Raw genomic sequence first — 25,284 nt, 5'->3', positions numbered from 1 at the left:
CCTTTGCTTCAATCGTTGTGATTTTTTTATCTTTTATTTTCATGATGTTATAAAAAATATAACCAAAAAGTTAAGCCGTGCGAAAAAAAATCTGTGTTTGGCCCAATTCCTGCCACGCCCAACGGTCAAACATAGTCCCATACCGAGACGGACATGAGCGGACTGAGAGAGAAAGCTCTGAAAGACGCCTAGGTTTGTTAAACTCTTTTTGATCCTTTAGGAGGGACGTAACATGATCAAGTTCATCAAGAACTTCCGCAAAGACGAAGACGGCGCAGTAACAGTTGACTGGGTTGTTCTGACCGCAGCAGTCATCGGCCTGGCCGCCGTTGCTTATCAGCAGATCTCGGCTGGCGCCACTGGCCTGGCAACCGGCGTAAACGAAGCGCTGAACGCCGCATCGCTGAGCACCGGCAGCAACACCGCGACAGGTGGTATCACCGGCGAAGGCAAAAGCAACTAAGTTGCTGATCTAGAGAATTTCCAAGGCCGCGCTCATCGGGCGCGGCCTTTTTTATGATCTGAAACTGCTCCATCCCAAGTTCGCTGGAGCCTGCCCGCGCGCAAGTTGTGAAGGCAATCGCGACGATCATGGCGTTTTGCTGTAATTGCCGCGTTTCTTCTGCTCCAATCAATTCGACTAACGCGCGAAACCTGGTAGGAGCTCAAAATTTCCCTACGAAATCAATATTTAGCCCAACTTTCGCCATCCATGCGAACCAGTTTTAGGCCAACCTGTTGTTAGCACTGACGCGACGTATTTGGAGATAAGCACATGTTAAGGTTCCTTAATCAGTTCAAATCTGACGAAGCAGGAGCGGTGACAGTTGACTGGGTGGTGTTGACCGCAGTGGTCATAGGATTGTCGGGCGCGACCTACCTTGTAATAAGCTCAAGCGTCGACAGCATGGGCGGCAATATCAACGGGGCCATGAACAGCGCCGTCGTCAGCACCGGCTCGAATACTGCACCTTCTGGTATTATCACGGCGGGAACTGCCGGCGGCGGCGGCTAAGTTGCAGCTGGTGCGCGCTCTGGCTGGTTTCCAAAAACGTCTTGCTTAACCCTTTCGAAGCAAAGCGCTGCGCCCGTTGGGTGCAGCGTTGTTTTGTTACGCTCGGTCCGCTGGCAATCATTGGAAAGGTAACAATAACCATGCGGAATTGTGCGGAAGAAGGCGCAGAAATCTGACAATCAGGCATTTTTGTCCCACATTTCGACACAATTTGCGGTTAGCAAATAGGCTGTTTCAATGTGGTTCCTTGGCCGCTAAGTATTCGACCAAACAAAAGAATGAGGTACACGCATGCGAGCAGTTTTCGGACTTGTCCTGATTGTCGGCGTTGCACTGGCCGGGGGCGCCGTATACATGGCGCGAAACTATATCGCGGCTTACCAAAGTGAACTGGCACGCCAAAGGCTTGCTGCGGAAGAGGCTCTGGCCAATGCCAAAGTCGATGTTGTTCCGACAGTCACTGTATTGGTGTCGAACCGCGCCCTAAAATACGGCGAGCGACTGACGGAGGAAGATATCCGCGCAGTTGACTGGCCGGAAAACGCGATTCCGGAAGGTACATTCACAGAGCTCACAGCCCTGTTCCCCGAAAGCGGCGCAAATGAACGTTTCGTTTTGAGGGCAATGGAAAAAGACGAAGCGATCATGGAGGTCAAGATCACTCGTCCTGGCGAAAAAGCTGGCCTGACGTCACGTCTGGAAAAAGGTATGCGTGCCTTCGCGATCAGCGTTGACGTAGCTTCTGGCGTTTCAGGATTCCTGCGGCCCGGCGACAGTGTCGACATCTATTGGACCGGTTCCAGTGGAACCATCGAAGGGAACAGCGGCGGAATTACCCGCCTGATCGAAACCAACGTGCAGCTTATTGCCGTCGATCAGACCGCTGGTTCAGACGTCACCAACACAACCATTGCACGTACAGTCACGGTCGCAGCCACACCTGAACAAGTCGCGGCACTGGCACAGGCTCAGAACACGGGGCGTCTTTCCTTGGCTTTGGTTGGGGTGCAGGATGAGTCCGTTGCCTCTACGATTGAAGTGGATCAGCGCAAGCTGTTGGGAATTCAAGAAGCCGCGCCGGAACCAGAAGCAAAAGCCGAAAGGGTATGCACAACACGTATTCGCCGCGGTGGCGAAATTGTAAATGTGCCTATCCCCTGCACAAATTGACGCCAATTCAGAACGTTACAGGTTCAGAGCCGCGCCCTTGGTGCGGCTCATTTTTTGGCGGATGTTGCCAATTCCCCACATAAGGAAACTTACGGAAACCATTGATTATTGCAATAAATTCGGATTTCGCGCAGTCTCTCCTTCCATAGGGCATAAGACCCAAAAAACGAGGCGTGATCGGAGAGGCAGGTCACATGACAATACGTACCTGGATCAGCGCAACCCTGCTGGGGTTGTCGCTTGTTATGGGCCCCATTGGCGACACCGCCTGGGCTGAAACTTTGCGCGTGGTGAAAAAAGGGACTGTGGAAACACTGGACGTCCCGATGAACCGCGCAATTGTCGTAGAAAGCGAACAACCTTTCGCAGAGCTCAGCATTGCCAATGCCGGTATTGCAGACATCTCGTCGTTGTCGGAGCGCACGATCTATGTTCTGGGCAAGGCGCCTGGCCTGACCACGCTGACACTGTTTGACGGCGCGGGCAATCTTTTGGCCAATGTCCGCGTCCGGGTCGCACCGGATGTTACAGAATTCAAGGAACGTCTGCGTCAAATCCTGCCCAACGAACCCATCGAGGTTCGCACAGCCAATGATGGCATAGTTTTGTCCGGTACGATCTCCAGCTCGGCCAAACTGGCGCGCGCGCTGGAACTGGCTGAACGGTATGCCCCCGAGCGTGTCTCGAACCTGATGTCGGTCGGTGGTGTGCAGCAGGTCATGCTGAAGGTCCGCTTTGCAGAGATGAACCGCTCGGTCGCCAAAAGCCTGACAGCGTCGCTTGGCTTCGGTGGAAGCGACGTTACCGGAGGCTTTAACACGCTCAACAACCAGTTCGCACTGAACAACGCTTTGGCGAACAACATTCCGGCAGTTCAGGCCAATACCGGTGCCATCCTGTTTGGGTTTGGCGCGGGTTCGACGCAGGTTCGCCTGTTGCTGGAAGCTCTGGAAACCAAGGGGCTGGCCCGCAGCCTGGCCGAGCCGAATCTGTCCGCGCTGTCCGGCCAGGAGGCATCGTTCCTAGCCGGTGGCGAAGTTCCCATCCCGGTACCGCAGGATGACGGCGTTGTGGCCATCGAATACAAGGCCTTCGGCGTTGAAATGGACTTCATCCCGCGCGTCGTGGATGGCGATCTGATCAACCTTGAGATGGGCACGGCTGTTTCAAGTATCGACAATAGCTCGGATTTTACCATCAACGGGGATTCGGTTCCTAGTTTCATCACCCGTCGGGCAAAAACAACGATTGAACTTCGCGATGGTGAAAGCTTTGCCATTGCAGGCCTGATCCAGGACGATTTCGCGGATCTGAGCAACCAGATTCCATGGTTGGGGGATGTGCCGGTTCTGGGCGCGTTGTTCCGCAGCGCCAACTACCAGCGCGAGCAAAGTGAACTCGTCGTTATCATCACCGCGCATCTGGTTTCACCGACTCGGGGCGAAACTCTTGCGCTTCCAACCGATCGGGTCAAACCGCCCAGCGAATTTGACTTGTTCTTGAACGGCCAGGTGGCGCGCACACAGCGCACGGGCGCCGGCGGAGCGTCAGAAGTTGCCAAGCAGAACTTCGGCAGCTCCTACGGCTACGTCCTAGATTGATCAGGAGGATAGGACCAATGCATAAGTGGATCATCACACTGGGTCTTTCGGTCGCTGTCGCCGCATGCACCCGCGAGGCCGGGTACGAGATCGATACAGGCACTTTCGGAAACGCGACGCTCAACAACGTCCAGGTACAAAGCGGCGAATTGACCTACGCGCAGATTCTCAGCCGCCGGTTTGCCGCGGATGTACCCAGCCAGGTGAACTTTGCGTTCAACAGCTCGCAACTGGATGCTTCGGCTCAGCGCATCCTTTTGCAACAGGCTGACTGGATCAAGCAGTTCCCCGAGGCCCGGTTCCGCGTTTACGGACATACGGATGCTGTGGGGTCGGCCAGCTACAACAAAAGTCTTGGCCTTCGCCGCGCGCAAGCAGTTGTCGCGTTTTTGGGGCAGCAGGGTATCTCGCGCTCACGGCTTGAGGCGGTGGTATCGTTTGGCAAAACGCAACCGCTGATCGCAACGCAAAACCGGGATCGCAGGAATCGCAGAACGGTCACTGAAGTTTCGGGATTCGTTGATCGCAACCCGCAGCTTCTGGACGGCAAGTACGCTCAGATCATTTACCGCGAATACGTGGAAAGTGCGACCGCTGTAAGCCAGATTCAGGAAGTGAACGCCCAAGACGCTGGCAGCGGTGGATAATACGTTTGAAATGGGCGACATCGTCGCCCATTTCCCTACAATTGGTTCTTTTGCGCCCAATTCTCGCCCAACTTCAAAGCAACATTGTGAACAATAGGGTGACCTGCGGCCAAATTTGACCGTATTGGGGCGACAGCACATCAATCTGGCGGATTTCGTTCATATGACATGCTGAGCCCTCACGACGAGGATAGTGTTTATGACCAGCGCGACGCCGCAAGACGACAATACTGCAATCTTGGCCTGCACCATCAGTCGGGATGTTCAGAATTTCGACCTTCTGATCGAAGACATGGAAGCCATCTTGGGCGAACGCTGGGGAGACCTGGGATTTGCAGAAGCGTTGGCCTTTTTCAGCCAACCCGAAGCAGAAACGCTGGAATTCGTAGCACTGGCGATCGACGGAGAAGACGAAGACAACCTTTCTCTGCTAGGTGAGATAATCACTCAAGCCAATGAAAAGAAAGTAAAAGTCGTTCTGATCGCCGAGGATGTTACTCCGGCATCCCTGCACCAACTGCTACGCAAGGGTGCTGACGAGTTCGTGCCCTATCCTCTTCCCGAAGGCGAATTGCAGGAAGCCATTGAGCGTATGAAGCAGCCCGACCCGGTTGCCGTTGCGCAAGCAGCCGCCGTTCCTTTGGCCGGCGGCGCGTCCAAAGAAGGCGCTTTGTTTGTCGTTCAGGGCCTGGCAGGTGGTGTCGGTGCAACGACACTGGCCGTTAACCTGGCTTGGGAACTGGCATGTGCCTCTGACAAAGACGCGCCGACCGTGTGTCTGATTGATCTGGACCTGCAATACGGGACTGTTTCCACCTATCTGGATCTGCCGCGACGCGAGACCGTGTTTGAAATGCTGTCGGACACCGATGCGATGGACAGCGAAGTATTCTCGCAAGCCCTTCAAACATATGAAGAAAAGCTTCAGGTTTTAACCGCACCCTCCGACATGGTGCCACTGGACTTGATCACTCCGGAAGACATTCAGCGCGTGATCGACATGGCGCGCGCGCATTTCGACTATGTCATTGTCGACATGCCAAAAACGCTGGTCCTGTGGTCGGAAACAGTTTTGCAGGCCGCCCATGTGTATTTCGCCCTGATCGAGCTGGACATGCGGTCCGCCCAGAATGCCCTGCGTCTGAAGCGTGCGTTGCAGGCAGAGGAACTGCCATTCAACAAGCTGCGTTTTGCGTTGAACCGAGCGCCGAAATTTACTGATCTGAACGGGAAAAGCCGCGTGAAACGCATGGGGGAAAGTCTTGGAATCTCCATCGACCTGCTGCTGCCTGATGGTGGCAAACCGGTCATGCAAAGTGGGGATCATGGTCTGCCTCTGGCAAATGCGGCCGCCAAGAACCCGTTGCGCCGGGAAATCGCAAAGCTGGCGAAGTCGCTTCACAGCCTCGGCAGCAGTGCCGAAGAAGCTGCGTAACATCATCCCAAAGGGGGGATAAGCCGTGTTTTCAAGATACAAAAAGCAACCTGCAGCGCAGCCCGTCAAAACGCCGGCACAACCGGCTGAAACAACGGCGTCTTCTGCACAGGCGACACCTGTTGCGACCGCGGTGGCGCGCAAACCCGTGAAAAAGATTGCAGGTGAGGTCGCAAGTTCAGACAAAGACCGCAAACGCAAGGAGCGGTTGGGTGAGATCAAGATCGAACTGCACCGCGAGCTGCTGGAGAACCTGAACCTGGCAGCGCTGGAAAACGCCGGCGAAGCCGAGTTGCGCACTGAAATCAGTGCTATCGCCAGCGAAGTTCTGGAAACAAGAAACATTGTTCTGAACCGCGAAGACCGGTCCCAACTGAACAAGGAACTGTATGACGAGGTAACGGGTCTCGGCCCGCTCGAGGCGCTGCTTCAGGACGATTCGGTCAACGATATTCTGGTGAATGGTCCACAACAGATTTTTGTGGAACGTGCCGGCAAGCTGGAACTCAGCGACATTACCTTCAAGGATGAGAAGCACCTGATGCGGATCATCGACAAGATCGTGTCCGCCGTGGGCCGCCGCGTCGATGAATCCAATCCGTATGTTGACGCCCGTCTCGCCGATGGATCGCGTTTCAATGCCATGGTGCCTCCGATCGCGGTGGACGGATCGCTTGTTTCCATTCGTAAATTCAAGAAAGACAAGCTGGGCATTGATGATCTGGTCAATTTCGGTGCGTTCACCGAAGAAATGGCCGCGTATTTGCAGGCCGCCGTGTCCACCCGACTGAATATCATCGTTTCCGGGGGTACGGGTTCGGGTAAAACAACCACGCTCAACGCCCTGTCCAGCTTCATCGACGATGCCGAGCGGATCCTGACCATCGAGGACACGGCTGAACTTCAACTGCAACAGACGCATGTGGGTCGGATGGAAAGCCGCCCGCCCAACGTGGAAGGCAAAGGTGAAGTCAGCCCGCGCGACTGTCTGAAAAACGCCCTGCGTATGCGTCCTGACCGCATCATCGTGGGTGAGACACGCGGCGCCGAGGTCATCGACATGTTGCAGGCCATGAACACCGGTCACGACGGATCAATGACCACGATTCACGCCAACTCGGCCCGTGACGGCATTTCACGTCTGGAAAACATGATCGCGATGGCCGGGATCGAAATGCCGATTAAGGCGGTCCGCAGTCAGATCGCCTCGGCTGTGAACTTGATCGTACAGGCCAGCCGCCTACAGGATGGTTCACGCCGGATGACCTCGATCACCGAGATCACCGGGATGGAAGGTGACGTGATTTCCATGCAGGAAATCTTTCGTTTTCAACGCGTTGGCCTGACACCAGACAACAAGATCATCGGGCATTTCACCGCCACCGGCGTCCGCAGCCACTATTCGGAACGTTTCCGTCTGTGGGGCTTTGACCTGCCAGCGTCCATCTACGACCCAACCACAATGTAGGAGAACCGGGTATGCAATTGCCTATGGAGGCGATCATTTATGTCGCCATCTTTGTGGGGGTTCTTGCCTTGGTCGAGGGCATCTATCTTGTCGCCTTCGGCAAGTCCATCAGCCTGAACAGCCGGGTCAACCGACGCCTGGATATGCTGGAAAAGGGTGCCGGACGCGAACAGGTGCTGGAGCAGCTGCGCAAAGAGATGCAGCAGCATATGAAATCGCAGAGCATTCCTCTGTACTCACTTCTTGCTGACAAGGCGCAAAAGGCTGCAATCGCGTTCTCTCCACGTCAATTGATCATGATCATGGGTCTGGTATCAGCCATGGCCTTTGTCGGTTTGAGCATTGGCACCGCTACGGACACGGCACTTCGTATCGTTGTTTCCATCGCAATCGGCATCGGCGGCGTTTACGCCTGGGTCAACCACAAGGCCAAGAAACGCATGGGTATGATTGAAGAACAACTGCCCGATGCGGTTGAGCTGATGGTTCGATCTCTGCGTGTTGGCAATCCATTTGTGTCGACGATTCAGGTGGTTGCAAACGAAGTTCAGGATCCGCTGGGAACCGAATTTGGCGTTATCGCTGATGAATGTGCCTATGGTCGCGATGTGGGCGAGGCGCTGAAGGACATGGCTGAACGATTGGACATGCAGGATATGCGCTTTCTTGCCGTAGCCGTGGGTATTCAGCAGCAATCCGGCGGCAACCTTGCCGAAATTCTGGCCGGATTGGCAAAGGTGATCCGCGCTCGTTTTCGCCTGTTCCGTCGCGTCAAGGCGATTACGGCCGAGGCACAATGGTCCGGCAAGTTCCTGTCCGGGTTTCCCGTTGCCTGTCTGATTTTCATCCTGGTCAAAGACCCGGGCTATTACGACGAGGTGCTGGATCACCCATGGTTTATTCCCGCGTGTTTTGTTGTCGCCATCTTGCTGACATTGAACCTGATCGTCATGAAAATCATCACCAACATCAAGGTCTGAGGGCAGCACAATGGAATTCCTGACCAGCATCAATGACCTGTTAACCCAGCACCTGGGCGAATTCGGCCCTCTTATCATTGTCGGCGTACTTGGCCTGCTTATGGTTCTGGTCGCTGTCACGCTGATGATGAAGCAGCCGGAAGACCCGCTGAAGAAACTGCAAAGATCGAATGCGGCTCCTCCCAAGCAGAAAAAAGGGAAGAAAGAGCAGCTTCGAAACTCAAGCCGAAACGAGCAGCTTGAGAAGTTTGCTACATTCCTTGAGCCCAAAAACGAAGAAGAATACTCGGCCGTCGAGCTGAAGCTGCGCCAAGCGGGCTACAGGTCGAAGGATTCGGTTCGGTTCTTCCACTTTGCGCAGTTTTCCTTGGGTATCCTTGGTATTTTCATTGGTGTTCTGCTGGTCACGGTCTTTTCCGGCGGCCAGGAATTTACCGGAACACAGATGATGATCCGAGTGCTTGTCCCCGGTGCGATTGGCTATTTCGCTCCAAAATACTGGATCACGCGCAGGGTTGAAGAACGGAAGGAAGCAATTACCGCTGGCTTTCCTGATACGCTCGATTTGATGCTGGTCTGTGTCGAGGCCGGCCAATCGCTTGATCAGGCCATCGTTCGCGTTGCCAGCGAAATGAGTGCGTCGTATCCGGATATCGCGCAGGAATTCGAAACTGTCGCGCACGAAATGAAGGCTGGTAAGGACAAGGACACCGTCCTGCGTGATTTCGGCGTGCGATGTGGTGTGCAGGATGTGAACTCTTTTGTCACCGTTATGATCCAATCGGCGACATTTGGTACATCGATTGCCGAGGCATTGCGGGTTTACGCCGGCGAGATGCGCGACAAACGCGTGATGCGCGCCGAGGAGGCCGCGAACAAGTTGCCGACCAAGATGACTCTTGTCACAATGATGCTGACGGTCCCACCGCTGCTGATTATTCTGGTTGGCCCGTCGGCGAATGTTATTTCGAGTTTTGGACGCTAGGTCGGATAGAACCATATGAAAGCTGAATTCAGGTGCTTCCCTTCCGGGTTTCGCCGAATGCTCCGGGCCACCATGGTTTTTGCCATGGTGGCTTCTTGCACAGAAGGCCTGTCATCCAACGGATTGGATGCACCGGGAATTGACGCCAAGGGTCAGGCAGAGGACAACATCGAGGTCGGAAACAGATTGATGGCCGCCGGAGAATACGAACTGGCGCTTGATACCTTTACCCGGGCCGCGCTTGAACAGGGTATGACGCCCCAGGTCCTAACCTCTCTGGGTACCGCAAATGTGGGGCTACGCCGCTTGGGACAGGCCGAAAAACTGCTGCGCAGAGCCGTCGAAGACGACACGGACTGGCCGGTGGCCTGGAACAATCTCGGTGTCCTACTGATGGAAAAACAGGAATACCCCGAGGCCGCGCAAGTGTTTCAGCGGGCCTATGCGCTGGACAATGGCGAAAGTGACGCAATCCGGGACAATCTGCGCTTAGCGCTCGCAAAAATGGAAAATCCTGTTAATAATACCCCACAAGAACAACAAGAATACACACTGGAGCAGCTTGGCGACGGGCAATTCACGCTACGCAAGATCCAGTAATTGAGGCGAGAGCAGTAAAGGACGCAAAAAATGCGCCAGCAATTCTTGATTCCGACTGTTGTTATCAGTGGTATGATCCTTTCGGCCTGTGCAAAGGAAACCGAAGAGGAAAAGGTTGAACGAACGTTTCAGGAAGTGAACGTCATTGACGAAACAAACCTGAACGATGTGCTTCTGAGCGCCGCAGATCCAAACGAGGCGGTGACCTATTTCCATGGTGCGGCACTCAAGAACCCGGACCGGATCGATCTTCAGCGCGGACTGGCAATTTCTTTGGGCCGCGCCAAACGCACGACCGAGGCCGTGACCGCATGGAAGCGCGTCACAACGATGAAGGGCTCGAACGCCGCGGACAAGGTTGAATACGCGGACGCCTTGGTCCGAAACGGCGACTGGTCGCAGGCCAAAACGGTTCTGGATTCGGTTCCCCCCACCTTTGAAACTTTCAAAAGGTATCGCCTCGAGGCAGTCGTTGCGGATTCCCGGAAAGAGTGGAAACGCGCGGATCATTTCTATGAAACCGCTGTCGGGCTGACGACGCGTCCGGGCAGTGTGATGAACAACTGGGGATATTCCAAATTGACCCGCGGCGAATACGCCGAAGCCGAGCGGTTGTTCTCGGAAGCGATCCGACAGGACAATTCGCTGTTTACCGCCAAGAACAACCTGGTTTTGGCCCGATCGGCGCAAGGCAACTACAGCCTGCCAGTCGTCCCGATGACTCAGGTCGAGCGGGCGCGTCTGCTCAACACGATGGGTATTTCGGCAGTCAAACAGGGCGATATAACCACCGCCAAGAACCTGTTCCGCGAAGCCATTTCAACCCACCCGCAGCATTTCGACGAGGCGGTCCGCTCGCTTCGGGCACTTGAAGGGGCCTGACACATGCAAATACCCGCAGTGGCAGCGGCCTGGTTTCTGCCGTTTGTGCTGCCGATCTGCTTTTACGTGGCCTTCACGGATATGCGTGAGATGCGGATCAAGAACCATGCAGTCCTTGCGCTTACGCTGGTTTACATCGTGATAGGTCTGATCGCCATTCCACCCTGGTCTACAGGCAGCCTCAGCGGCAATCTGGGGCCGGTCACCGTGTCTATGCCGATCTATTTCTGGCAATTGCTGCATATTGTCGTGGTTTTGGTTATTGGCATCTTCCTGAATGCCGCGGGCACCATGGGCGCTGGCGATGCCAAATTTCTGGCCGCCGCTTCGGCGTTTGTCTGGCTGGGCGATCTGAGAATTATACTGATGATCCTGACCGCGTGTGTTCTGGCTGCCGTGGTCACACATCGTTTGGCCAAAATCACAAGGCTGCGCACGATCGCGCCGCATTGGGAAAGCTGGAGCCGGGGCAAGCAGTTTCCGATGGGTTTCGCCCTGGGCGGATCATTGGCCATGTACCTGATTTTGGGTACTGTTCTCGGATCGTAAACTATCATCAGCGCGCCTTGTCGCTGCCTTTGTCCCGCCACAAAGCTGGTTCATTTTTCTTCAAGACGCCCTTTTTCGGGTTCTTGGCGTGACAAATTGATGGACGAGCACCGCGCATGAATATGCAGAATTCCTCTGTTATGGCCCCCCCTGCCCCCAAGGGTTTGGGCGAAATGAAGCTTCCGCTTGTAATGATGCGGGACATCCTTCTGAAGACGGTTTTTCGCAAAAACGCGAGCACGGTATCTGAAGTGGCCGAAGCGATCTGTCTCCCGGGATCGGTAACTCAGGAACTGGTCGATATCGCGCGCGATCAGAAACTGCTTGAAGCGACCGGGACACTGAACGCCAACAGCGGCAATGAGATGGGGTATCAGCTGACCGATGCAGGCAAGGCCCGTGCGCTGGATGCGCTGAGCCAATCCGAATATTTCGGCGCGATGCCGGTGCCGCTGGATGTCTATCGCGAGCAGGTCAAACGCCAGTCGATCCGAAATATTCAAGTCACGCGAGAGCAACTGGTTGGCGCAATGGGTCATCTCGTTCTGCCCGACAGCCTGCTGGACCATCTGGGCCCGGCGGTTAGCGCGGGCCGGTCGATTCTGATGTACGGTCCTCCGGGCAACGGTAAATCCTCGATCTCGAACGGCATCCGGGATGCGTTGGGTGATAACGTCTATGTGCCCTATGCTATCGAATATGCAGGTCAGGTGATCACGGTCTATGACCCGATCGTGCACACGGCGATCGAACAGGAGCCGGACGACCCCAACAGCCTGCGCCGTCGCAAGCGGTTCGATTCTCGCTATGTTCAGTGTGAACGCCCCACCGTCGTAACCGGTGGTGAGCTCTCGCTCAGTATGTTGGATCTGGTCTATAACCCGACCGCCAGAACCTATCAGGCCCCGTTGCAGCTGAAATCCACCGGTGGCATTTTCATCGTAGATGACCTTGGCCGTCAGGCCGAACCGCCGCAGGCGCTGGTCAACCGTTGGATTGTCCCGCTTGAAGAAAACAAGGATATCCTCGGCCTGCAATCAGGTGAAAAGTTCGAAGTTCCGTTTGACACGCTGGTCATCTTCTCGACCAACTTCCACCCCAATGAGATCTTCGACCAAGCGGCCTTGCGCCGGATCTTCTTCAAGATCAAGATTGACGGCCCCAATCAGGAGAACTTCCTGAAAATCTTTGCCATGGTGGCCCGCAAACGAGGTATGCCACTGGACGAGGCGGCCTTGGTACACCTGTTGAAGGTCAAGTACCCGACTATCAACAATATTTATGCCAACTACCAACCGATCTTCCTGATTGATCAGATGATCTCGATCTGCGAGTTCGAAGGCATCCCTTATCAGATGAGTCCGGACCTGATTGACCGTGCCTGGGCCAACATGTTCGTAAAAGACGAGAAAATCGTCAAATAACGCCGTGCCAATCCCTCCTCCGGGCGGGTAATCTGCAACCATGACGCAGATTCCCGCTCGGATTGGTACGTGGTTCTCCTCCAAAGGCTGGTCCATCCACCCGCATCAGAAAGAGATGTTCGACCGGGCGAAGGAGCCGGCAACCCTCCTTATCGCCCCAACGGGTGGCGGCAAGACCATGGCCGGATTTCTGCCTTCCCTGTCCGAGCTGGCCGACGGTGGCCACAACGGTTTGCATACGCTCTATGTCTCGCCGCTCAAGGCGCTGGCAGCGGATATCAAACGTAACCTGCGCACCCCGGTGGAAGAGATCGGCCTGCCCATCCGGATCGAGGATCGCACCGGTGACACCTCGGCCACGCAGAAAAAACGCCAAAGGGCTGATCCGCCCCATATCCTGCTGACCACACCGGAAAGTCTGGCACTACTGACATCTTACGAGGATGCGGCGCGCATGTTCGATGGGGTACAGCGGATCATCGTCGACGAAGTCCACGCGCTGGCGGAAAGCAAGCGCGGCGATCAGCTGATGCTGGCCCTGGCACGTCTTCACCGCCTCAACCCAGGTCTGCGTCGTGTAGGCCTGTCAGCCACAGTCGAAGACCCCGCGGCAATAGCCGGCTTTCTGGCGCGCCACCCGGACCCCTGCCAGATCGTGCAGGCCGATCCCGGCCCGGACCCGGACATCCAGATGTTGGAAACAACGGAAATGCCGCCCTGGTCCGGCGGAGGCGCGGCCTATTCGATTCCGGCTGTGCTGGACCAGATCCGGCGGCACAAGACCACTCTGATTTTTCACAACACCCGCGCGCAGGCCGAGATATACTTTCACAATCTGTGGCTGGCGAATGACGACGGCCTACCCATCGGCATCCATCACGGCAGCCTCGACCGGCAGCAACGCGAGCGGGTCGAGGCCGCGATGGTGCGTGGCGAATTGCGCGCCATCGTCTGCACCGGCAGCCTCGATCTGGGCATTGATTGGGGCGATGTCGATTTGGTGATTCAGATCGGTGCGCCCAAGAACGTCAAGCGGCTGGTGCAAAGGATTGGTCGGGCCAACCACCGCTACAACGCGCCTTCCAAGGCGCTGCTGGTTCCTGCGAACCGTTTTGAGGTTGTCGAATGCGTCGCTGCGCTCGAGGCTGCCAAAGCCCATGAACTGGACGGAGAACCCCGAGGCCCCGGCCCCCGCGATGTGTTGTGCCAGCACATTCTGATTGCGGCCTGTGCCGGGCCCTTTGACGCTGATGATCTATATGCCGAGATGACATCCGCCGGACCTTACGCACAGTTGACCCGACCGGAATTTGACGCCTGTCTGGATTTCTGTGCCACCGGCGGCTACGCCTTGCGCGCCTATGATCGATGGCAAAGGTTGCAGAAGCGTGCCGACGGGCAATGGCAATTGCGCGATCCTCGCGCAGCGTCGCGTATTCGCATGAATCTGGGCACGATTCAGGACACGGATACACTCAAAGTTCGCCTTAAACGCAGCCGTGGCGGTAAACCGTTGGGCGAAGTCGAGGAAGCCTTTGCTGCTTCGCTGACCCCCGGCGATACCTTCCTGATCGGCGGACAGATCGTACGGTATGAAGGTCTGCGCGAAATGGTGGTCGAAGTCAGCCGTCGCGCCGATCGCAAACCAAAGATCGCGACCTTCTCGGGCACGAAATTTGCGACCTCAACGCGACTCAGCGACCGCATTCTGCGCATGTTCGCCCAAACTGACTGGCCGCACCTGCCTTCCCATACGGCTGATTGGCTGGACTTGCAGCGCCAAATGTCCCGCCTGCCTCAACGCGATCGTCTGCTGATCGAAAGCTTTCCAAGCGACGGGCGAGAGCATCTGTGCGTGTACGGATTCGCCGGCCGCAACGCGCAACAAACACTTGGGCTGCTGTTGACCAAGCGGATGGAGGATACCGGTTTGGCGCCGCTGGGGTTTGTCGCCACAGACTATGCCACGCTGATTTGGGGTTTGGATGCGGTCACTGACCCACGCCCTTTGTTTCAACCCGAAGCGCTGCGTGACGGGCTGGACACATGGCTGGCAGGCAACGCAGTCATGAAGCGTACCTTTCGCGCGTCGGCCACGATTGCCGGTCTGATCGAACGCAACATGGCCGGGCAACGGAAAACCGGGCGGCAAGCCACGTTTTCGTCGGATATTCTCTATGACACTTTGCTGAAATATGATCCCGATCATCTGTTGATGCAGATCACCCGCGAAGAAGCCATGCGCGGGTTGGTTGACTTCGGTCGGATCGAGGCAATGCTGGCGCGCATCGGCGACCGCGTCGACCTGCTGCGTCTAGACCGCGTTTCCCCACTGGCCGCGCCGCTGTTTCTTGAGGTCGGAAAGGTGCCTGTCAAAGGGGCCGCCGAAGAAAGGCTGCTTGCAGAAGAAAGCGCACGCCTGCTGGAAGCCGCCGGGTTGGACCAGCTTTGAGCCCCTTGCGCAAGATGTGGAATCAGGTCAAGAACGTATCATGAACGTGTGCAAGTTTTCCTTTGCAGGCCAGCAACTCGATGCGTTGCCGTCTGGCGCATTATGGTGGCCGGCGCGGCGACTGCTCTGTGTTTCGGACCTGCATCTGGGAAAATCCGAACGTATGGCCCGTCGGCGCGGGGCTACGCTGCCGCCTTATGACAGTCGCGAAACGCTTGACCGGCTGGCCCGCGATCTGGAACACACCAACGCCGAAACCGTCATCTGCCTAGGTGACAGCTTTGACGATCTCGAAGCGGCCCAAGCCTTGCCCGACGCAGAAGGGTTGAGGATTGCGACTTTGCAGGCCGGGCGCCAATGGATATGGATCGAAGGCAATCACGATCCCGGCCCGATCGAGATGGGGGGCTCTCATCTGGTCGAATGGCAGTGCGGCCCTCTCGTCTTTCGTCACATCGCCCAGGATCGGCCGCAAGGTGAAATTTCAGGCCATTTTCATCCGAAAGCACAGATTCGGACGAAAGGCAGGCACATTTCACGACCTGCCTTTCTGCTGGACAGAAATCGGCTGATCCTGCCTGCCTACGGAACTTACACCGGGGGGTTGCGCAGTTCGGATCGGGCACTTTCCGATCTTTTGGGCGCGGACGCCATGGCCATTCTGACCGGCCAGCAACCGCAGATGATCCCAATGCCGCGTTGAGTTCAGATCAACCCGTCTTCTTCCAACTTCGGTTTGTACTTGCGGCTTACTGGAACCAGATCGCCGTTCATCAAGCGCAAAAAAGTTTTGCCCCCCGATTTTTCAACCCCAACGATTGATGCGTCCACCACCCAATGTGAACGGTGCGAACAGTGTCCGGGAACCGGCTCCATCTCGGCAATTGCGTCCGTAAAGCGCGAGCGGACCGTGAACGTGCCTTCCGAAGTGACAATATCCACATTGTGATCCCTGACCGTCAAACGATGGATTTGACCATGGAAGTCAGGCGGCAGACGCCTGATCAGACGCGGCCTCTCGGTTTCAGGTGTCGAGGCCATCAATGGGTTCAGATCATTGCGTTGCACAAGAACCAAACCCGTTGCAAACAGGACCCCATATACCGCGACGGTCTGGGCGCCTGGTGCCATGTGACCTCCGCAGGTGAACAGGATCCATGCCAACATCCAAAGGGACGGCGTGAACAGAACCAGGATCAGTGCCGCGAATGCCAGATCACGGACGGGAACATTCAACAGAACGGGGTTTTTTTGCATCAAGTTGCGCGCCAACCCGGTGACTGTCAGGGCAAGAACCATCACCCCGGTCCAGAAAAGAAGACGCAAACCGAAGCTCAGATCCGCGACCAGAAACGGAGGAAACGCGTAAGCAAGCAATGGAAGAAAGACAAGGCCCGCCGTCACTCGCTGTGGGGTACAAGCATTCCGAACAGTGTTAATCCCAGACGTCATACCGCTTTTGCGCATGACTTAATTAAATTCAACCTTAGCACGACAAGCACTGAAGCACCTTACCTGTAACCAACTGGGAATACAGGGATATCACGATTTTCTAAGCTGTCAAACCCATTCAGGGCAAATTGACTGGAGCGTCCGATGATTGTCCCGCGGGGTCATGCACAACCGAGGAGTGTGCCGGGCCGACATGATCGACCCGACCAGATTACCTTACGCCGTCAAACCTTCTGGTTCCGGCAGAGCGTTGGCGCGGCAGCACGCAGTCAAAGTGTTGGCCAACAGGCATGCAATGGTCATCGGACCTACCCCCCCCGGAACCGGAGTGATGGCGCCAGCACGCTGGGACGCGCTGGCATAGTCCACGTCACCGACCAGCTTGTTCTTTCCGTCGCGTTCGATGCGGTTGATGCCTACGTCGATCACGGTCGCGCCTTCCTTGATCCAGTCCCCCGGAACCATCTCCGGACGCCCCACGGCAGCCACGACGATATCGGCACGGCGCACGACATCCGGCAGATCCTTGGTGCGCGAATGCGCGATGGTCACGGTGCAGCTATCGCCCAGCAGCAGCTGCGCCATCGGTTTGCCCACAATGTTCGAGCGACCGATCACAACGGCGTCCATGCCGGAAAGCGAGCCGTGGTGGTCACGCAGCATCATCAGGCAGCCCAGCGGGGTGCAGGGCACCATCGATTTCTGACCGGTGCCCAGCAGGCCCACGTTCGAAATGTGGAAACCATCCACATCTTTGGCCGGGTCGATCGAGTTGATCACCAGATCCTCGTTCAGGTGTTTGGGCAGCGGCAACTGGACCAGAATGCCATGCACGGCCGGGTCGTTGTTCAGCTTGTCGATCAGCGCCAACAGATCTTCTTCCGACGTCGCGGCGTCCAGTTTGTGCTCGTATGAATTCATGCCGACTTCAACGGTCATTTTGCCCTTCGACCGGACATAGACCTGGCTGGCTGGGTCTTCGCCCACAAGAACCACGGCCAGGCCGGGGGTGATGCCGCTTTCTTCTTTCAGCTTTGCGACCTGATCGGCAACTTGACCGCGCACTTTTGCGGCAAAGGCCTTACCGTCGATAACCTGAGCTACCATACTTCGATCCCTTCTTTCAAAAAACGGATCGGGCGCACAGAACGCCCGGTCAGTCAGTCGGTGCCAATCACGCGCTCTTCGCGTGCAATCGACCAGTCAATCAATATGCGCCACAGCTTCTCGGCCAGATCCGGGTCCATCCCCAGCGCGTCCGAGCTTGCACGCACGCGTTGCACCACCTCTTCGACGCGTTCCGGGATACGGGCCGGAAGGCCCTCGCCCGGCTTCAGCTGCGATGCGCGGTCAATATACGTCGCGCGCGTCACCAACATTTCGATCAGTTGGCGATCCAGCTTGTCGATCTCAGCCCGCAGCTCCTGCATCGTGTTGCAGTTCTGAGGCGGTGTCAGAGTGGGCATCGTCATCTCCTCATGGCCCGGGAATGAATCCCCGGACCACGAGATGTCCTATTCGGCGGCTTAGAACAAGCCCTCGATCTCACCTGCGTCATTGAGGCAGATGGTTTCGGCAGCCGGTTTGCGCGGCAGGCCCGGCATGGTCATGATCTCACCGCAGACGACCACGATGAAGCCCGCGCCCGCGCTCAGGCGTACCTCGCGCACCGGAACCGAATGGCCCGTGGGTGCACCGCGCAGCGATGGGTCGGTCGAGAAGGAATACTGCGTCTTGGCCATGCAGACCGGCAGGTTGCCATATCCGGCTTCTTCCCATTCACGCAGCTGGTTGCGGATCTTGTTGTCAGCCAGAACCTCGTCAGCGCGGTAGATGCGCTTGGCGATGGTTTCGATCTTCTCGAACAGAGGCATATCGTCGGGGTAGATCGGTGCGAAGTTCGCGGTGCCACCTTCGACGATTTCGACGACTTTCTCGGCCAAAGGCGCAGACCCTTCGGAACCCAGCTCCCAGTGACGCGACAGAACCGCCTCGACGCCGTGCTCGCCGCAATAGTCTTTCACGGCCTGAACTTCGGCATCGGTATCGGTGACAAAGTGGTTGATGGCGACGACAACCGGCACGCCAAACGACTTCACGTTCTCGATGTGACGGCCCAGGTTGGCACAGCCTGATTTGACGGCCTCAACGTTTTCCGCACCCAGATCGGCTTTGGCAACGCCGCCGTTCATCTTCATCGCGCGCACGGTCGCAACCAGAACAACCGCCGACGGGGCAATGCCCGCCTTGCGGCATTTGATGTTCATGAACTTCTCGGCACCCAGATCCGCACCGAAACCGGCTTCGGTCACGACATAGTCAGCGACTTTCAGAGCGGTCTTGGTCGCGATGACCGAGTTACAGCCATGCGCGATGTTCGCGAACGGGCCGCCGTGGACGAAGGCCGGGTTGTTTTCCAGCGTTTGCACCAGGTTCGGCTGCATCGCGTCCTTCAGCAGAACTGTCATTGCGCCTTCGGCCTTGATGTCACGGCAGTAGACCGGTGTCTTGTCGCGGCGATAAGCAACGATGATGTCGCCCAGACGCTTTTCCAGGTCCTTCAGGTCGTTTGCCAGACAGAGGATCGCCATAACCTCGGACGCCACGGTGATGTCAAAACCTGCTTCACGCGGGAAGCCGTTCGATACACCACCCAGGCTGGCGGTGATCTGACGCAGGGCACGGTCGTTCATGTCGACCACACGGCGCCATGCGACGCGGCGGGTGTCGATTTCCTGCTCGTTGCCCCAATAGATGTGGTTGTCGATCATCGCCGACAGCAGCGAGTGGGCCGAAGTGATGGCGTGGAAGTCACCGGTGAAGTGCAGGTTCATCTCTTCCATCGGAACGACCTGCGCATAACCGCCACCCGCGGCGCCGCCCTTCATGCCGAAGTTCGGGCCAAGCGAGGCTTCGCGGATACAGATCATCGCGTTTTTGCCGATGCGGTTGAGGCCGTCACCCAGACCCACTGTGGTCGTGGTCTTGCCCTCACCTGCCGGGGTCGGGTTGATTGCAGTCACCAGGATCAGCTTGCCGTCTTCGCGGTCCTGAACCGAGTTGATGAAGTTCTGGCTGACCTTCGCCTTGTCATGGCCGTAAGGCAGCAGATCCGCAGAGTCGATGCCGATCTTGGCACCGATTTCCTGAATCGGCTTTTTGTTCGCTTCGCGGGCGATTTCGATATCGGATTTGTAGCTCATTGGCCGGGGTCCTTGATTGAATACCGTGCAAAACCGACGCGGGGCGTCGGCGCTGTGCATTCCATACCCTTGTGTACAATCCCGATAGCCATGGATTCCGACATTCTGGCGTCGCGAAGCGTCGTAAGTTCGTTTCAGGGGTTTCTAATCGGAAACAAGCCCGTTTTCACAAGCCCAGGCAGGTTGATCAGGAACAAACAGTTTCAGCCGGTCCCCCAGTTGAATGCGCCCCGGACGTTCGACCCATCCGGTGATGCCCCGACGCCCGGCCGCCGCAGGTTTGAAAGTTGCGCCATGCCCCGGTTGATCCGCTTCGATCTCGCGCCCCGGCAGAACACAAGGGGCGTTTTCCATGTCCACCGTTATTGTCGCCCCCCTCGTTGCCTGAAGACGTGAAGACGGGGGGATATGTGAGAAATCCGGGATTCCGCGCAGCACAATGGAAGCCCCAAGATAGGACGGATCAAGCTGATCCAACCCCATGTCCTGCGCAATTTGCTGCAACTCCTCCTCGGACAAAATTGAAAGCTGACGCACGTTGCGAATTTCAGTGCCTTTCGGGTAAAGGTTCGAGACCCTGACACAGGACGCCCGATTGAGGCCTTCGTGGCGCTCACCCTTCACGCCGTCAAAACCCAGATCCAGCGTGTCAACAGCCTTGGCCCGCAAGGAGGTTCCCGCAGGGACATGGCCAAGCCAGACTGCTTCGGCGGCAAACTCGGTTTCACGCAAAAATGGCATAGCCTTCCCTTTTCGCTCTTTTTCTTGCGTGCATATTGCCCGGCAAAACACCGATGAAAAGAAAAAAGACCCGGACTATGCGCCGGGTCTTTTTTGACTATGCGGTGGGTTCAGGCTCCATCCCGCCATCGGGCGGAGATTTCTTGGCCTTTGTCTTGGGAATGGCCGTGACACTGGGCGCGCTGCCTTCATCCGGCTTGTCGCCTTCATCATCATCCTCGCTGGGTGATTCACCATTCATGACACGCTTGATCTCATCACCCGTCAGGGTTTCGTATTCAAGCAGGCCCTGCGCTAGGCGTTCCCATTCTTCGCGCTGTTCGGTCAGAATCTGGTGCGCGCGCTCATAACCCTGCTGGATAAGGCGTTTCACCTCTTCTTCGATCAGCTCTTTCGTATGGGCCGACACCGAGAACCCTGCGGTGTTGCCCTGATAGCCTTCGTGCGCCTCGGCATAGTCGATGTTACCGACCTTGTCCGACATGCCCCAGCGCATCACCATGGCACGCGCCAACTGGCTGGCCTGCATGATGTCCCCGGCCGGGCCGTTCGAAACATGGTCTTCACCGTATTTGATAACCTCAGCGGCTTTGCCGGCCATGGTCATGGCCAGCTTTTGCTCACACTCATCACGGTGGTAGTTCAGGCGATCCATTTCAGGCAGCGAAACCACCATACCCAGCGCACCACCGCGCGGAATGATCGTGGCTTTGTAGACAGGATCGCACAACGGCAGGGTCAGGCCGACAACGGCATGGCCCGCCTCGTGATAGGCGGTTTTTTCCTTCTGGTCCTGGGTCAGCACCATCGAGCGGCGCTCAGCCCCCATCATCACCTTATCCTTGGCGTTCTCAAAATCTTCCATAGTGACAAAGCGGCGACCCACGCGGGCGGCCATCAGCGCAGCTTCGTTCACGAGGTTTGCCAGATCAGCCCCCGAGAAGCCCGGCGTGCCGCGTGCAATGATGCGCAGATCGACATCGGGGCCCAGAGGCGTCTTGCGCGCGTGCACGCCCAGAATTTTCTCACGGCCTTTGATGTCGGGGTTACCAACGGTCACGTTGCGGTCAAAACGGCCCGGACGCAGCAGCGCGGGATCCAGAACATCTTTGCGGTTGGTGGCCGCCAGAATGATCACGCCTTCGTTGGCCTCAAACCCGTCCATCTCAACCAGCAACTGGTTGAGGGTCTGTTCGCGTTCGTCGTTACCACCGCCGTAACCGGCGCCACGATGGCGGCCCACGGCGTCGATCTCGTCGATGAACACGATGCAAGGCGCGTTCTTCTTGGCCTGTTCAAACATGTCGCGGACACGGGATGCACCGACGCCGACGAACATCTCGACGAAGTCGGACCCCGAAATGGTGAAGAACGGAACGCCTGCCTCACCCGCGATGGCGCGGGCCAGCAATGTTTTACCAGTACCCGGAGGACCGACCAGCAGCGCGCCTTTCGGGATCTTGCCGCCAAGGCGGCTGAACTTCTGTGGATTTCGCAGGAATTCAACGATCTCTTCCAGTTCTTCCTTGGCCTCGTCGATGCCCGCCACGTCGTCAAATGTGACGCGGCCATGCTTTTCGGTCAGCATCTTGGCCTTCGACTTGCCAAAGCCCATCGCACCGCCTTTGCCGCCGCCCTGCATCCGGTTCATGAAATAGACCCAGACACCGATCAACAGCAGGAACGGCAAGAGCGTGATCAGGAAAGACTGGAAGCCCGATTGCTGTTGCTTGACCGCCTGAACCGGGATGTTCTCATCGATCAACAGCTTGGTGACCTCGGCGTCGCCGGGTTTGATCGTGACGTAAGTCGCACCGCTTTCGGTCGTATAGCGGATCTGTTCGCCGTCCAGCGTTACGTTCTTGACTTCACCGCTTTGCACGGCGCCGACGAAATCGGAATAAGTTCTTTCATTGCTCTGAAGCGTTCCGCCCGGTCCACTGAACAGATTGAACAGTGCAAGGATCAGCAGGAACAGAACGACCCAAAACGCGATATTGCGAGCGTTGCCCAAGGAAATTCTCCCAAAAGTTCCGGCAGGTGAGGAGCTGCCAAGTTACCTCTTAAAATAGAGAGGATTGTGGTATGTTCAATGCGATAAAAAAGATGCGTGGAACTCGGGCCATTCCGGCGTCGTGTCCGCGCGCCATCCATTCGCGAATCCCGCAAGCGGAGCGGCCAGCACCGCGCCCCCCTTCCAGACCGCGGGCGTCGCGCTCAAGGCCAACCTGGGCCGGCCTGTTTCGCGCCACTCGGGCACCTGTCGCAGCCCGTCTTCACCCAGAGCGCGGATCTCGGCACCGGAAATTTCGGGACCGGTCAAGACCCATTTGCCATCCCAAACTTCGTCAGGTGCTGAAACCCGAGCCTCCACGGCCTTGAATTCCCTGCAAATCCAAACACTCATCCCGTCCGGGACCAACAGGCAACCGCTGAGCGACCCTGCCCGCCCGTCGGTTATGGCCTTCATGGCCTGCTCGACCGCCGCCTGACGCGGGGGATATCCCTGCCCTGCGATCCAGCCAAGGCATCCAAGCAACACGCGGCGTCGGATTTCCTTGGGCAATGCGGCGAAACCGGCCCTGTCCACCTTCACGTCGCTTTGTTCGACCTGGGCGACATTCCGTGCGGATTCCTGCGCAAACACACCCAGGGCTGCATGGGCCTGCGCCAGATTTTCGGCCACTCGCGACAATGAAAGCGCGTCAATTCCCAGTGGTGCGAGGCCGGACATGGCCTCTCGTGCCTTGATCCGGTCGAAACGAGGGTCCTGATTCGACGGGTCTTCGACCCATGTTGCGCCGATACCGGTCAGGTAGGTTCTCAGATCCTTGCGTGTGATCCCCAGCATTGGCCGCAGCAATGTCACACCTTCCCGTTGCCGGTTTGCCGACATGCCGGACAGTCCCGTGACACCTGATGAACGACCCAGTCGCATCAGCAACGTTTCCGCCTGATCATCCGCCGTATGCCCCAACACGATGGCGTCGATTCCGCGCTGTTGCGCCCAATCGGCAAGCAGGCTGTAACGCGCCTTGCGCGCCTCGTCCTGAACATTGCCCGATCCGTCCCAACCCGCCCAATGCAAAATGTCATGCGGCAGCCCCAAAGCAGCGGCCTGGCGCGACACTGTCACGGCCTCCTGCGCTGCGTCGGGGCGCAAGCCGTGATCGACCGTGGCCACAAAAAGGGCAATCTCTTCGTTTTGGGCGACTTGATGCAATAGATGCATCAACGCGACGGAATCCCCACCGCCCGAGACCGCCACGCCCAGTTTAGGCGGAATCCTTTGGGGAAGCCGGGCGCGAAGCTCTGCAAGCAGGTTTTCGCTGTGACGGTTCAAGAACACCCCAGCGCAGACATCTCTTGCGTCGCATCCGCAAACGCCGGTGCGGATGGAAAGCGCACGCCAACTTCATTGAGCGTGATGCAGGCCTGATCGGTCTGCCCCAGACGCCCCAGCGCCGCGCCCAGCTCGAACAGGGCCTCGGGGGCAAATGCTCCTTCGGAATCTCCGGTAAAGCTTGCCAAGAACGCCCGTGCCGCTTCGCGGGTGTCGCCAAGGCCTTCAAGCGCATGACCCCGTTTCAGATTCGCTTCGGGCGCCAAAGGGCTGCCGGGATAGTTCGTATCAAACTGCGCAAACAAATCAGCCGCAGTCTGGTAATCCCCATCGGCCAGTGCTTGCGATGCCGCGTCGAAATCCGCCCGCTCGCCCACGGCCAGTTCACCCTGATCGGTTTGGGATGGCGTGGCAGGCGTGATGACGGCCGTACCTACATCTGTGCCCTCTCCGCCCAGTGTGCTGGTCGGTTCGCCTGAAATCTCGCAGTTTGCCTCAAGCTCGCACAGGCGGAACTCCAGATCTCCGATGCGATTGGTGCCGTCCGAGACAATGTTCTGCACACGCTGGTTCAGCTGCTCGGTCTGTCGGGTCAGGCGTTGCAGTTCCGCTTCAATGGCATCAACCCGTTCGAGGACCGAACTGCCGGACAAATTTGGAGCTGGCGATCCTGTGGTGGAAAACTCGCGCTTCAGACGCTGAATTTCCACATGCAGCACCGTCAGCTCCTGACGTATGTCGGCCAGGGTTTGCTGATCCTGTGCCTGTGCAACACCGGCTGTCGCCATGACCGCCGCCAATACCCATCCTGCCATACGCATTGTCTTACCCCAGTGTTGATCCGGTCAGCACAGTCACTGCGCGGCGGTTCTTGGAATAGCATTCCTCAACGCTGCAAATCTCGATTGGGCGCTCCTTGCCGTAGCTGACGGTTTTGAGACGGTTGCCAGCAACACCACGCGAAATCAGATACTCACGAGCGGCATTTGCGCGACGCGCACCCAGCGCAAGGTTATACTCGCGCGTACCCTGCTCGTCCGCGTGCCCTTCGATCGTGGCAACAAAATCCGGATTGGCCAGAAGCCAGTCCGCTTGCCCTTGCAAAACGGTCTGCGCCTGTGGTGTCAGGGTGGACTGGTCCACGGCGAACAGAACACGATCCCCGACGGTCTGCTGGAAATACGCAGGCGAACGCGGGTCACTGGGCGAGCCCGGTACGATTGCGCCTGTGCCGCCGGCACCGCTGCCGCCCAAGGCGGATGGGTCATTGTTCGTACAGGCGGCGATCACACTCAGCGCGCCCAACGCCAGGACTTTGCTCAATACATTCATTTCAA

Annotated in this window: 24 protein-coding genes; 15 read left to right on the top strand and 9 right to left on the bottom strand. The window is 57.2% G+C overall.

Annotated elements, in window-relative coordinates; all coding sequences use genetic code 11:
• The first annotated feature begins 232 nt into the window (after positions 1–232).
• The 15 genes from ACR0C6_RS11625 (at position 233) to pdeM (ending at position 15,911) form a co-directional block, all read left to right on the top strand.
• The gene (locus ACR0C6_RS11625) at positions 233–463 is read left to right on the top strand and encodes a Flp family type IVb pilin (RefSeq protein WP_117869713.1); all 231 of its coding nucleotides are present in this window, start codon (positions 233–235) and stop codon (positions 461–463) included.
• 312 nt (positions 464–775) lie between these two features.
• The gene (locus tag ACR0C6_RS11620) at positions 776–1,015 is read left to right on the top strand and encodes a hypothetical protein (protein ID WP_152457250.1); all 240 of its coding nucleotides are present in this window, start codon (positions 776–778) and stop codon (positions 1,013–1,015) included.
• A gap of 291 nt (positions 1,016–1,306) precedes the next feature.
• Positions 1,307–2,185 (top strand): Flp pilus assembly protein CpaB, encoded by an 879-nt coding sequence (cpaB, locus tag ACR0C6_RS11615; RefSeq protein ID WP_152457249.1) that lies wholly within the window; start codon positions 1,307–1,309, stop codon positions 2,183–2,185.
• A 194-nt stretch (positions 2,186–2,379) separates the two neighbouring features.
• Entirely contained in the window at positions 2,380–3,786 is a 1,407-nt protein-coding gene (locus tag ACR0C6_RS11610; protein WP_152457248.1) for a type II and III secretion system protein family protein, read from the top strand.
• 17 nt (positions 3,787–3,803) lie between these two features.
• Positions 3,804–4,433: an OmpA family protein gene (locus ACR0C6_RS11605; RefSeq protein ID WP_152457247.1), complete on the top strand. Its 630-nt coding sequence runs from the start codon at positions 3,804–3,806 to the stop codon at positions 4,431–4,433.
• A gap of 199 nt (positions 4,434–4,632) precedes the next feature.
• Complete coding sequence (locus ACR0C6_RS11600) at positions 4,633–5,868, top strand: CpaE/TadZ family protein (protein WP_152457246.1); 1,236 nt, start codon at positions 4,633–4,635, stop codon at positions 5,866–5,868.
• 25 nt (positions 5,869–5,893) lie between these two features.
• A complete protein-coding gene (locus ACR0C6_RS11595; RefSeq protein WP_171170842.1) occupies positions 5,894–7,336 on the top strand; it encodes a TadA family conjugal transfer-associated ATPase in 1,443 nt (480 codons plus the stop codon).
• An 11-nt stretch (positions 7,337–7,347) separates the two neighbouring features.
• Positions 7,348–8,316, top strand: a complete 969-nt coding sequence (locus ACR0C6_RS11590; RefSeq protein WP_152457244.1) for a type II secretion system F family protein — start codon at positions 7,348–7,350, stop codon at positions 8,314–8,316.
• 10 nt (positions 8,317–8,326) lie between these two features.
• Positions 8,327–9,301 carry a type II secretion system F family protein gene (locus ACR0C6_RS11585; RefSeq protein ID WP_171170844.1) on the top strand — a complete coding sequence of 325 codons (975 nt, stop codon included), beginning with the start codon at positions 8,327–8,329 and terminating at the stop codon, positions 9,299–9,301.
• 57 nt (positions 9,302–9,358) lie between these two features.
• Positions 9,359–9,901 (top strand): tetratricopeptide repeat protein, encoded by a 543-nt coding sequence (locus tag ACR0C6_RS11580; RefSeq protein WP_480447056.1) that lies wholly within the window; start codon positions 9,359–9,361, stop codon positions 9,899–9,901.
• Between the two features lie 30 nt (positions 9,902–9,931).
• Complete coding sequence (locus ACR0C6_RS11575) at positions 9,932–10,783, top strand: tetratricopeptide repeat protein (protein ID WP_480619397.1); 852 nt, start codon at positions 9,932–9,934, stop codon at positions 10,781–10,783.
• A gap of 3 nt (positions 10,784–10,786) precedes the next feature.
• Positions 10,787–11,332: a prepilin peptidase gene (locus tag ACR0C6_RS11570; protein ID WP_152457241.1), complete on the top strand. Its 546-nt coding sequence runs from the start codon at positions 10,787–10,789 to the stop codon at positions 11,330–11,332.
• A gap of 116 nt (positions 11,333–11,448) precedes the next feature.
• Positions 11,449–12,756: an ATPase gene (locus ACR0C6_RS11565; RefSeq protein ID WP_152457240.1), complete on the top strand. Its 1,308-nt coding sequence runs from the start codon at positions 11,449–11,451 to the stop codon at positions 12,754–12,756.
• A gap of 40 nt (positions 12,757–12,796) precedes the next feature.
• A complete protein-coding gene (locus tag ACR0C6_RS11560; RefSeq protein WP_480619395.1) occupies positions 12,797–15,208 on the top strand; it encodes a ligase-associated DNA damage response DEXH box helicase in 2,412 nt (803 codons plus the stop codon).
• A 40-nt stretch (positions 15,209–15,248) separates the two neighbouring features.
• Positions 15,249–15,911: a ligase-associated DNA damage response endonuclease PdeM gene (gene pdeM, locus ACR0C6_RS11555; protein ID WP_480447059.1), complete on the top strand. Its 663-nt coding sequence runs from the start codon at positions 15,249–15,251 to the stop codon at positions 15,909–15,911.
• Positions 15,912–15,913: 2 nt separating this feature from the next.
• Here pdeM and ACR0C6_RS11550 read toward each other — a convergent pair whose 3' ends face one another.
• The 9 genes from ACR0C6_RS11550 to pal form a co-directional block, all read right to left on the bottom strand.
• The gene (locus ACR0C6_RS11550; protein WP_480447060.1) at positions 15,914–16,660 is read right to left on the bottom strand and encodes a LytTR family DNA-binding domain-containing protein; all 747 of its coding nucleotides are present in this window, start codon (positions 16,658–16,660) and stop codon (positions 15,914–15,916) included.
• Positions 16,661–16,876: 216 nt separating this feature from the next.
• Entirely contained in the window at positions 16,877–17,767 is an 891-nt protein-coding gene (gene folD / locus ACR0C6_RS11545; protein ID WP_171229589.1) for a bifunctional methylenetetrahydrofolate dehydrogenase/methenyltetrahydrofolate cyclohydrolase FolD, read from the bottom strand.
• A gap of 53 nt (positions 17,768–17,820) precedes the next feature.
• The gene (locus ACR0C6_RS11540) at positions 17,821–18,126 is read right to left on the bottom strand and encodes a chorismate mutase (protein ID WP_171117503.1); all 306 of its coding nucleotides are present in this window, start codon (positions 18,124–18,126) and stop codon (positions 17,821–17,823) included.
• Between the two features lie 60 nt (positions 18,127–18,186).
• Complete coding sequence (locus tag ACR0C6_RS11535; protein WP_171170859.1) at positions 18,187–19,863, bottom strand: formate--tetrahydrofolate ligase; 1,677 nt, start codon at positions 19,861–19,863, stop codon at positions 18,187–18,189.
• A gap of 144 nt (positions 19,864–20,007) precedes the next feature.
• Positions 20,008–20,604: an MOSC domain-containing protein gene (locus ACR0C6_RS11530; protein WP_171229588.1), complete on the bottom strand. Its 597-nt coding sequence runs from the start codon at positions 20,602–20,604 to the stop codon at positions 20,008–20,010.
• 97 nt (positions 20,605–20,701) lie between these two features.
• Positions 20,702–22,618, bottom strand: a complete 1,917-nt coding sequence (gene ftsH, locus ACR0C6_RS11525; protein ID WP_171117497.1) for an ATP-dependent zinc metalloprotease FtsH — start codon at positions 22,616–22,618, stop codon at positions 20,702–20,704.
• A gap of 75 nt (positions 22,619–22,693) precedes the next feature.
• Entirely contained in the window at positions 22,694–23,953 is a 1,260-nt protein-coding gene (tilS, locus tag ACR0C6_RS11520) for a tRNA lysidine(34) synthetase TilS (protein WP_480447062.1), read from the bottom strand.
• Complete coding sequence (ybgF, locus tag ACR0C6_RS11515; RefSeq protein ID WP_480447063.1) at positions 23,944–24,768, bottom strand: tol-pal system protein YbgF; 825 nt, start codon at positions 24,766–24,768, stop codon at positions 23,944–23,946. Before ybgF ends, tilS begins: the two co-directional genes overlap by 10 nt.
• A 4-nt stretch (positions 24,769–24,772) precedes the next feature.
• Positions 24,773–25,279: a peptidoglycan-associated lipoprotein Pal gene (gene pal / locus ACR0C6_RS11510; RefSeq protein ID WP_152457229.1), complete on the bottom strand. Its 507-nt coding sequence runs from the start codon at positions 25,277–25,279 to the stop codon at positions 24,773–24,775.
• Between the last annotated feature and the right edge of the window lie 5 nt (positions 25,280–25,284).

The sequence above is a fragment of the Ruegeria sp. AL12 genome, from assembly GCF_056540885.1.
The sequence above is the reverse complement of the archived record's forward strand: the minus strand, read 5'-3'. Positions and strand labels throughout refer to the sequence as shown.

Excerpts from the sequence above, each read along its gene's own strand:
- folD (WP_171229589.1), bottom strand. The coding sequence starts at position 17,767 with ATGGTAGCTCAGGTTATCGACGGTAAGGCCTTTGCCGCAAAAGTGCGC.
- ybgF (WP_480447063.1), bottom strand. The coding sequence starts at position 24,768 with ATGCGTATGGCAGGATGGGTATTGGCGGCGGTCATGGCGACAGCCGGT.
- pdeM (WP_480447059.1), top strand. The coding sequence starts at position 15,249 with ATGAACGTGTGCAAGTTTTCCTTTGCAGGCCAGCAACTCGATGCGTTG.
- ACR0C6_RS11605 (WP_152457247.1), top strand. The coding sequence starts at position 3,804 with ATGCATAAGTGGATCATCACACTGGGTCTTTCGGTCGCTGTCGCCGCA.
- ACR0C6_RS11530 (WP_171229588.1), bottom strand. The coding sequence starts at position 20,604 with ATGCCATTTTTGCGTGAAACCGAGTTTGCCGCCGAAGCAGTCTGGCTT.
- ACR0C6_RS11535 (WP_171170859.1), bottom strand. The coding sequence starts at position 19,863 with ATGAGCTACAAATCCGATATCGAAATCGCCCGCGAAGCGAACAAAAAG.
- ACR0C6_RS11560 (WP_480619395.1), top strand. The coding sequence starts at position 12,797 with ATGACGCAGATTCCCGCTCGGATTGGTACGTGGTTCTCCTCCAAAGGC.
- cpaB (WP_152457249.1), top strand. The coding sequence starts at position 1,307 with ATGCGAGCAGTTTTCGGACTTGTCCTGATTGTCGGCGTTGCACTGGCC.
- ACR0C6_RS11580 (WP_480447056.1), top strand. The coding sequence starts at position 9,359 with ATGCTCCGGGCCACCATGGTTTTTGCCATGGTGGCTTCTTGCACAGAA.
- ACR0C6_RS11540 (WP_171117503.1), bottom strand. The coding sequence starts at position 18,126 with ATGCCCACTCTGACACCGCCTCAGAACTGCAACACGATGCAGGAGCTG.
- ACR0C6_RS11570 (WP_152457241.1), top strand. The coding sequence starts at position 10,787 with ATGCAAATACCCGCAGTGGCAGCGGCCTGGTTTCTGCCGTTTGTGCTG.
- ACR0C6_RS11565 (WP_152457240.1), top strand. The coding sequence starts at position 11,449 with ATGAATATGCAGAATTCCTCTGTTATGGCCCCCCCTGCCCCCAAGGGT.
- ACR0C6_RS11625 (WP_117869713.1), top strand. The coding sequence starts at position 233 with ATGATCAAGTTCATCAAGAACTTCCGCAAAGACGAAGACGGCGCAGTA.
- ACR0C6_RS11575 (WP_480619397.1), top strand. The coding sequence starts at position 9,932 with ATGCGCCAGCAATTCTTGATTCCGACTGTTGTTATCAGTGGTATGATC.
- ACR0C6_RS11620 (WP_152457250.1), top strand. The coding sequence starts at position 776 with ATGTTAAGGTTCCTTAATCAGTTCAAATCTGACGAAGCAGGAGCGGTG.
- ACR0C6_RS11590 (WP_152457244.1), top strand. The coding sequence starts at position 7,348 with ATGCAATTGCCTATGGAGGCGATCATTTATGTCGCCATCTTTGTGGGG.
- ACR0C6_RS11600 (WP_152457246.1), top strand. The coding sequence starts at position 4,633 with ATGACCAGCGCGACGCCGCAAGACGACAATACTGCAATCTTGGCCTGC.
- pal (WP_152457229.1), bottom strand. The coding sequence starts at position 25,279 with ATGAATGTATTGAGCAAAGTCCTGGCGTTGGGCGCGCTGAGTGTGATC.
- ACR0C6_RS11610 (WP_152457248.1), top strand. The coding sequence starts at position 2,380 with ATGACAATACGTACCTGGATCAGCGCAACCCTGCTGGGGTTGTCGCTT.
- ACR0C6_RS11585 (WP_171170844.1), top strand. The coding sequence starts at position 8,327 with ATGGAATTCCTGACCAGCATCAATGACCTGTTAACCCAGCACCTGGGC.
- ACR0C6_RS11550 (WP_480447060.1), bottom strand. The coding sequence starts at position 16,660 with ATGACGTCTGGGATTAACACTGTTCGGAATGCTTGTACCCCACAGCGA.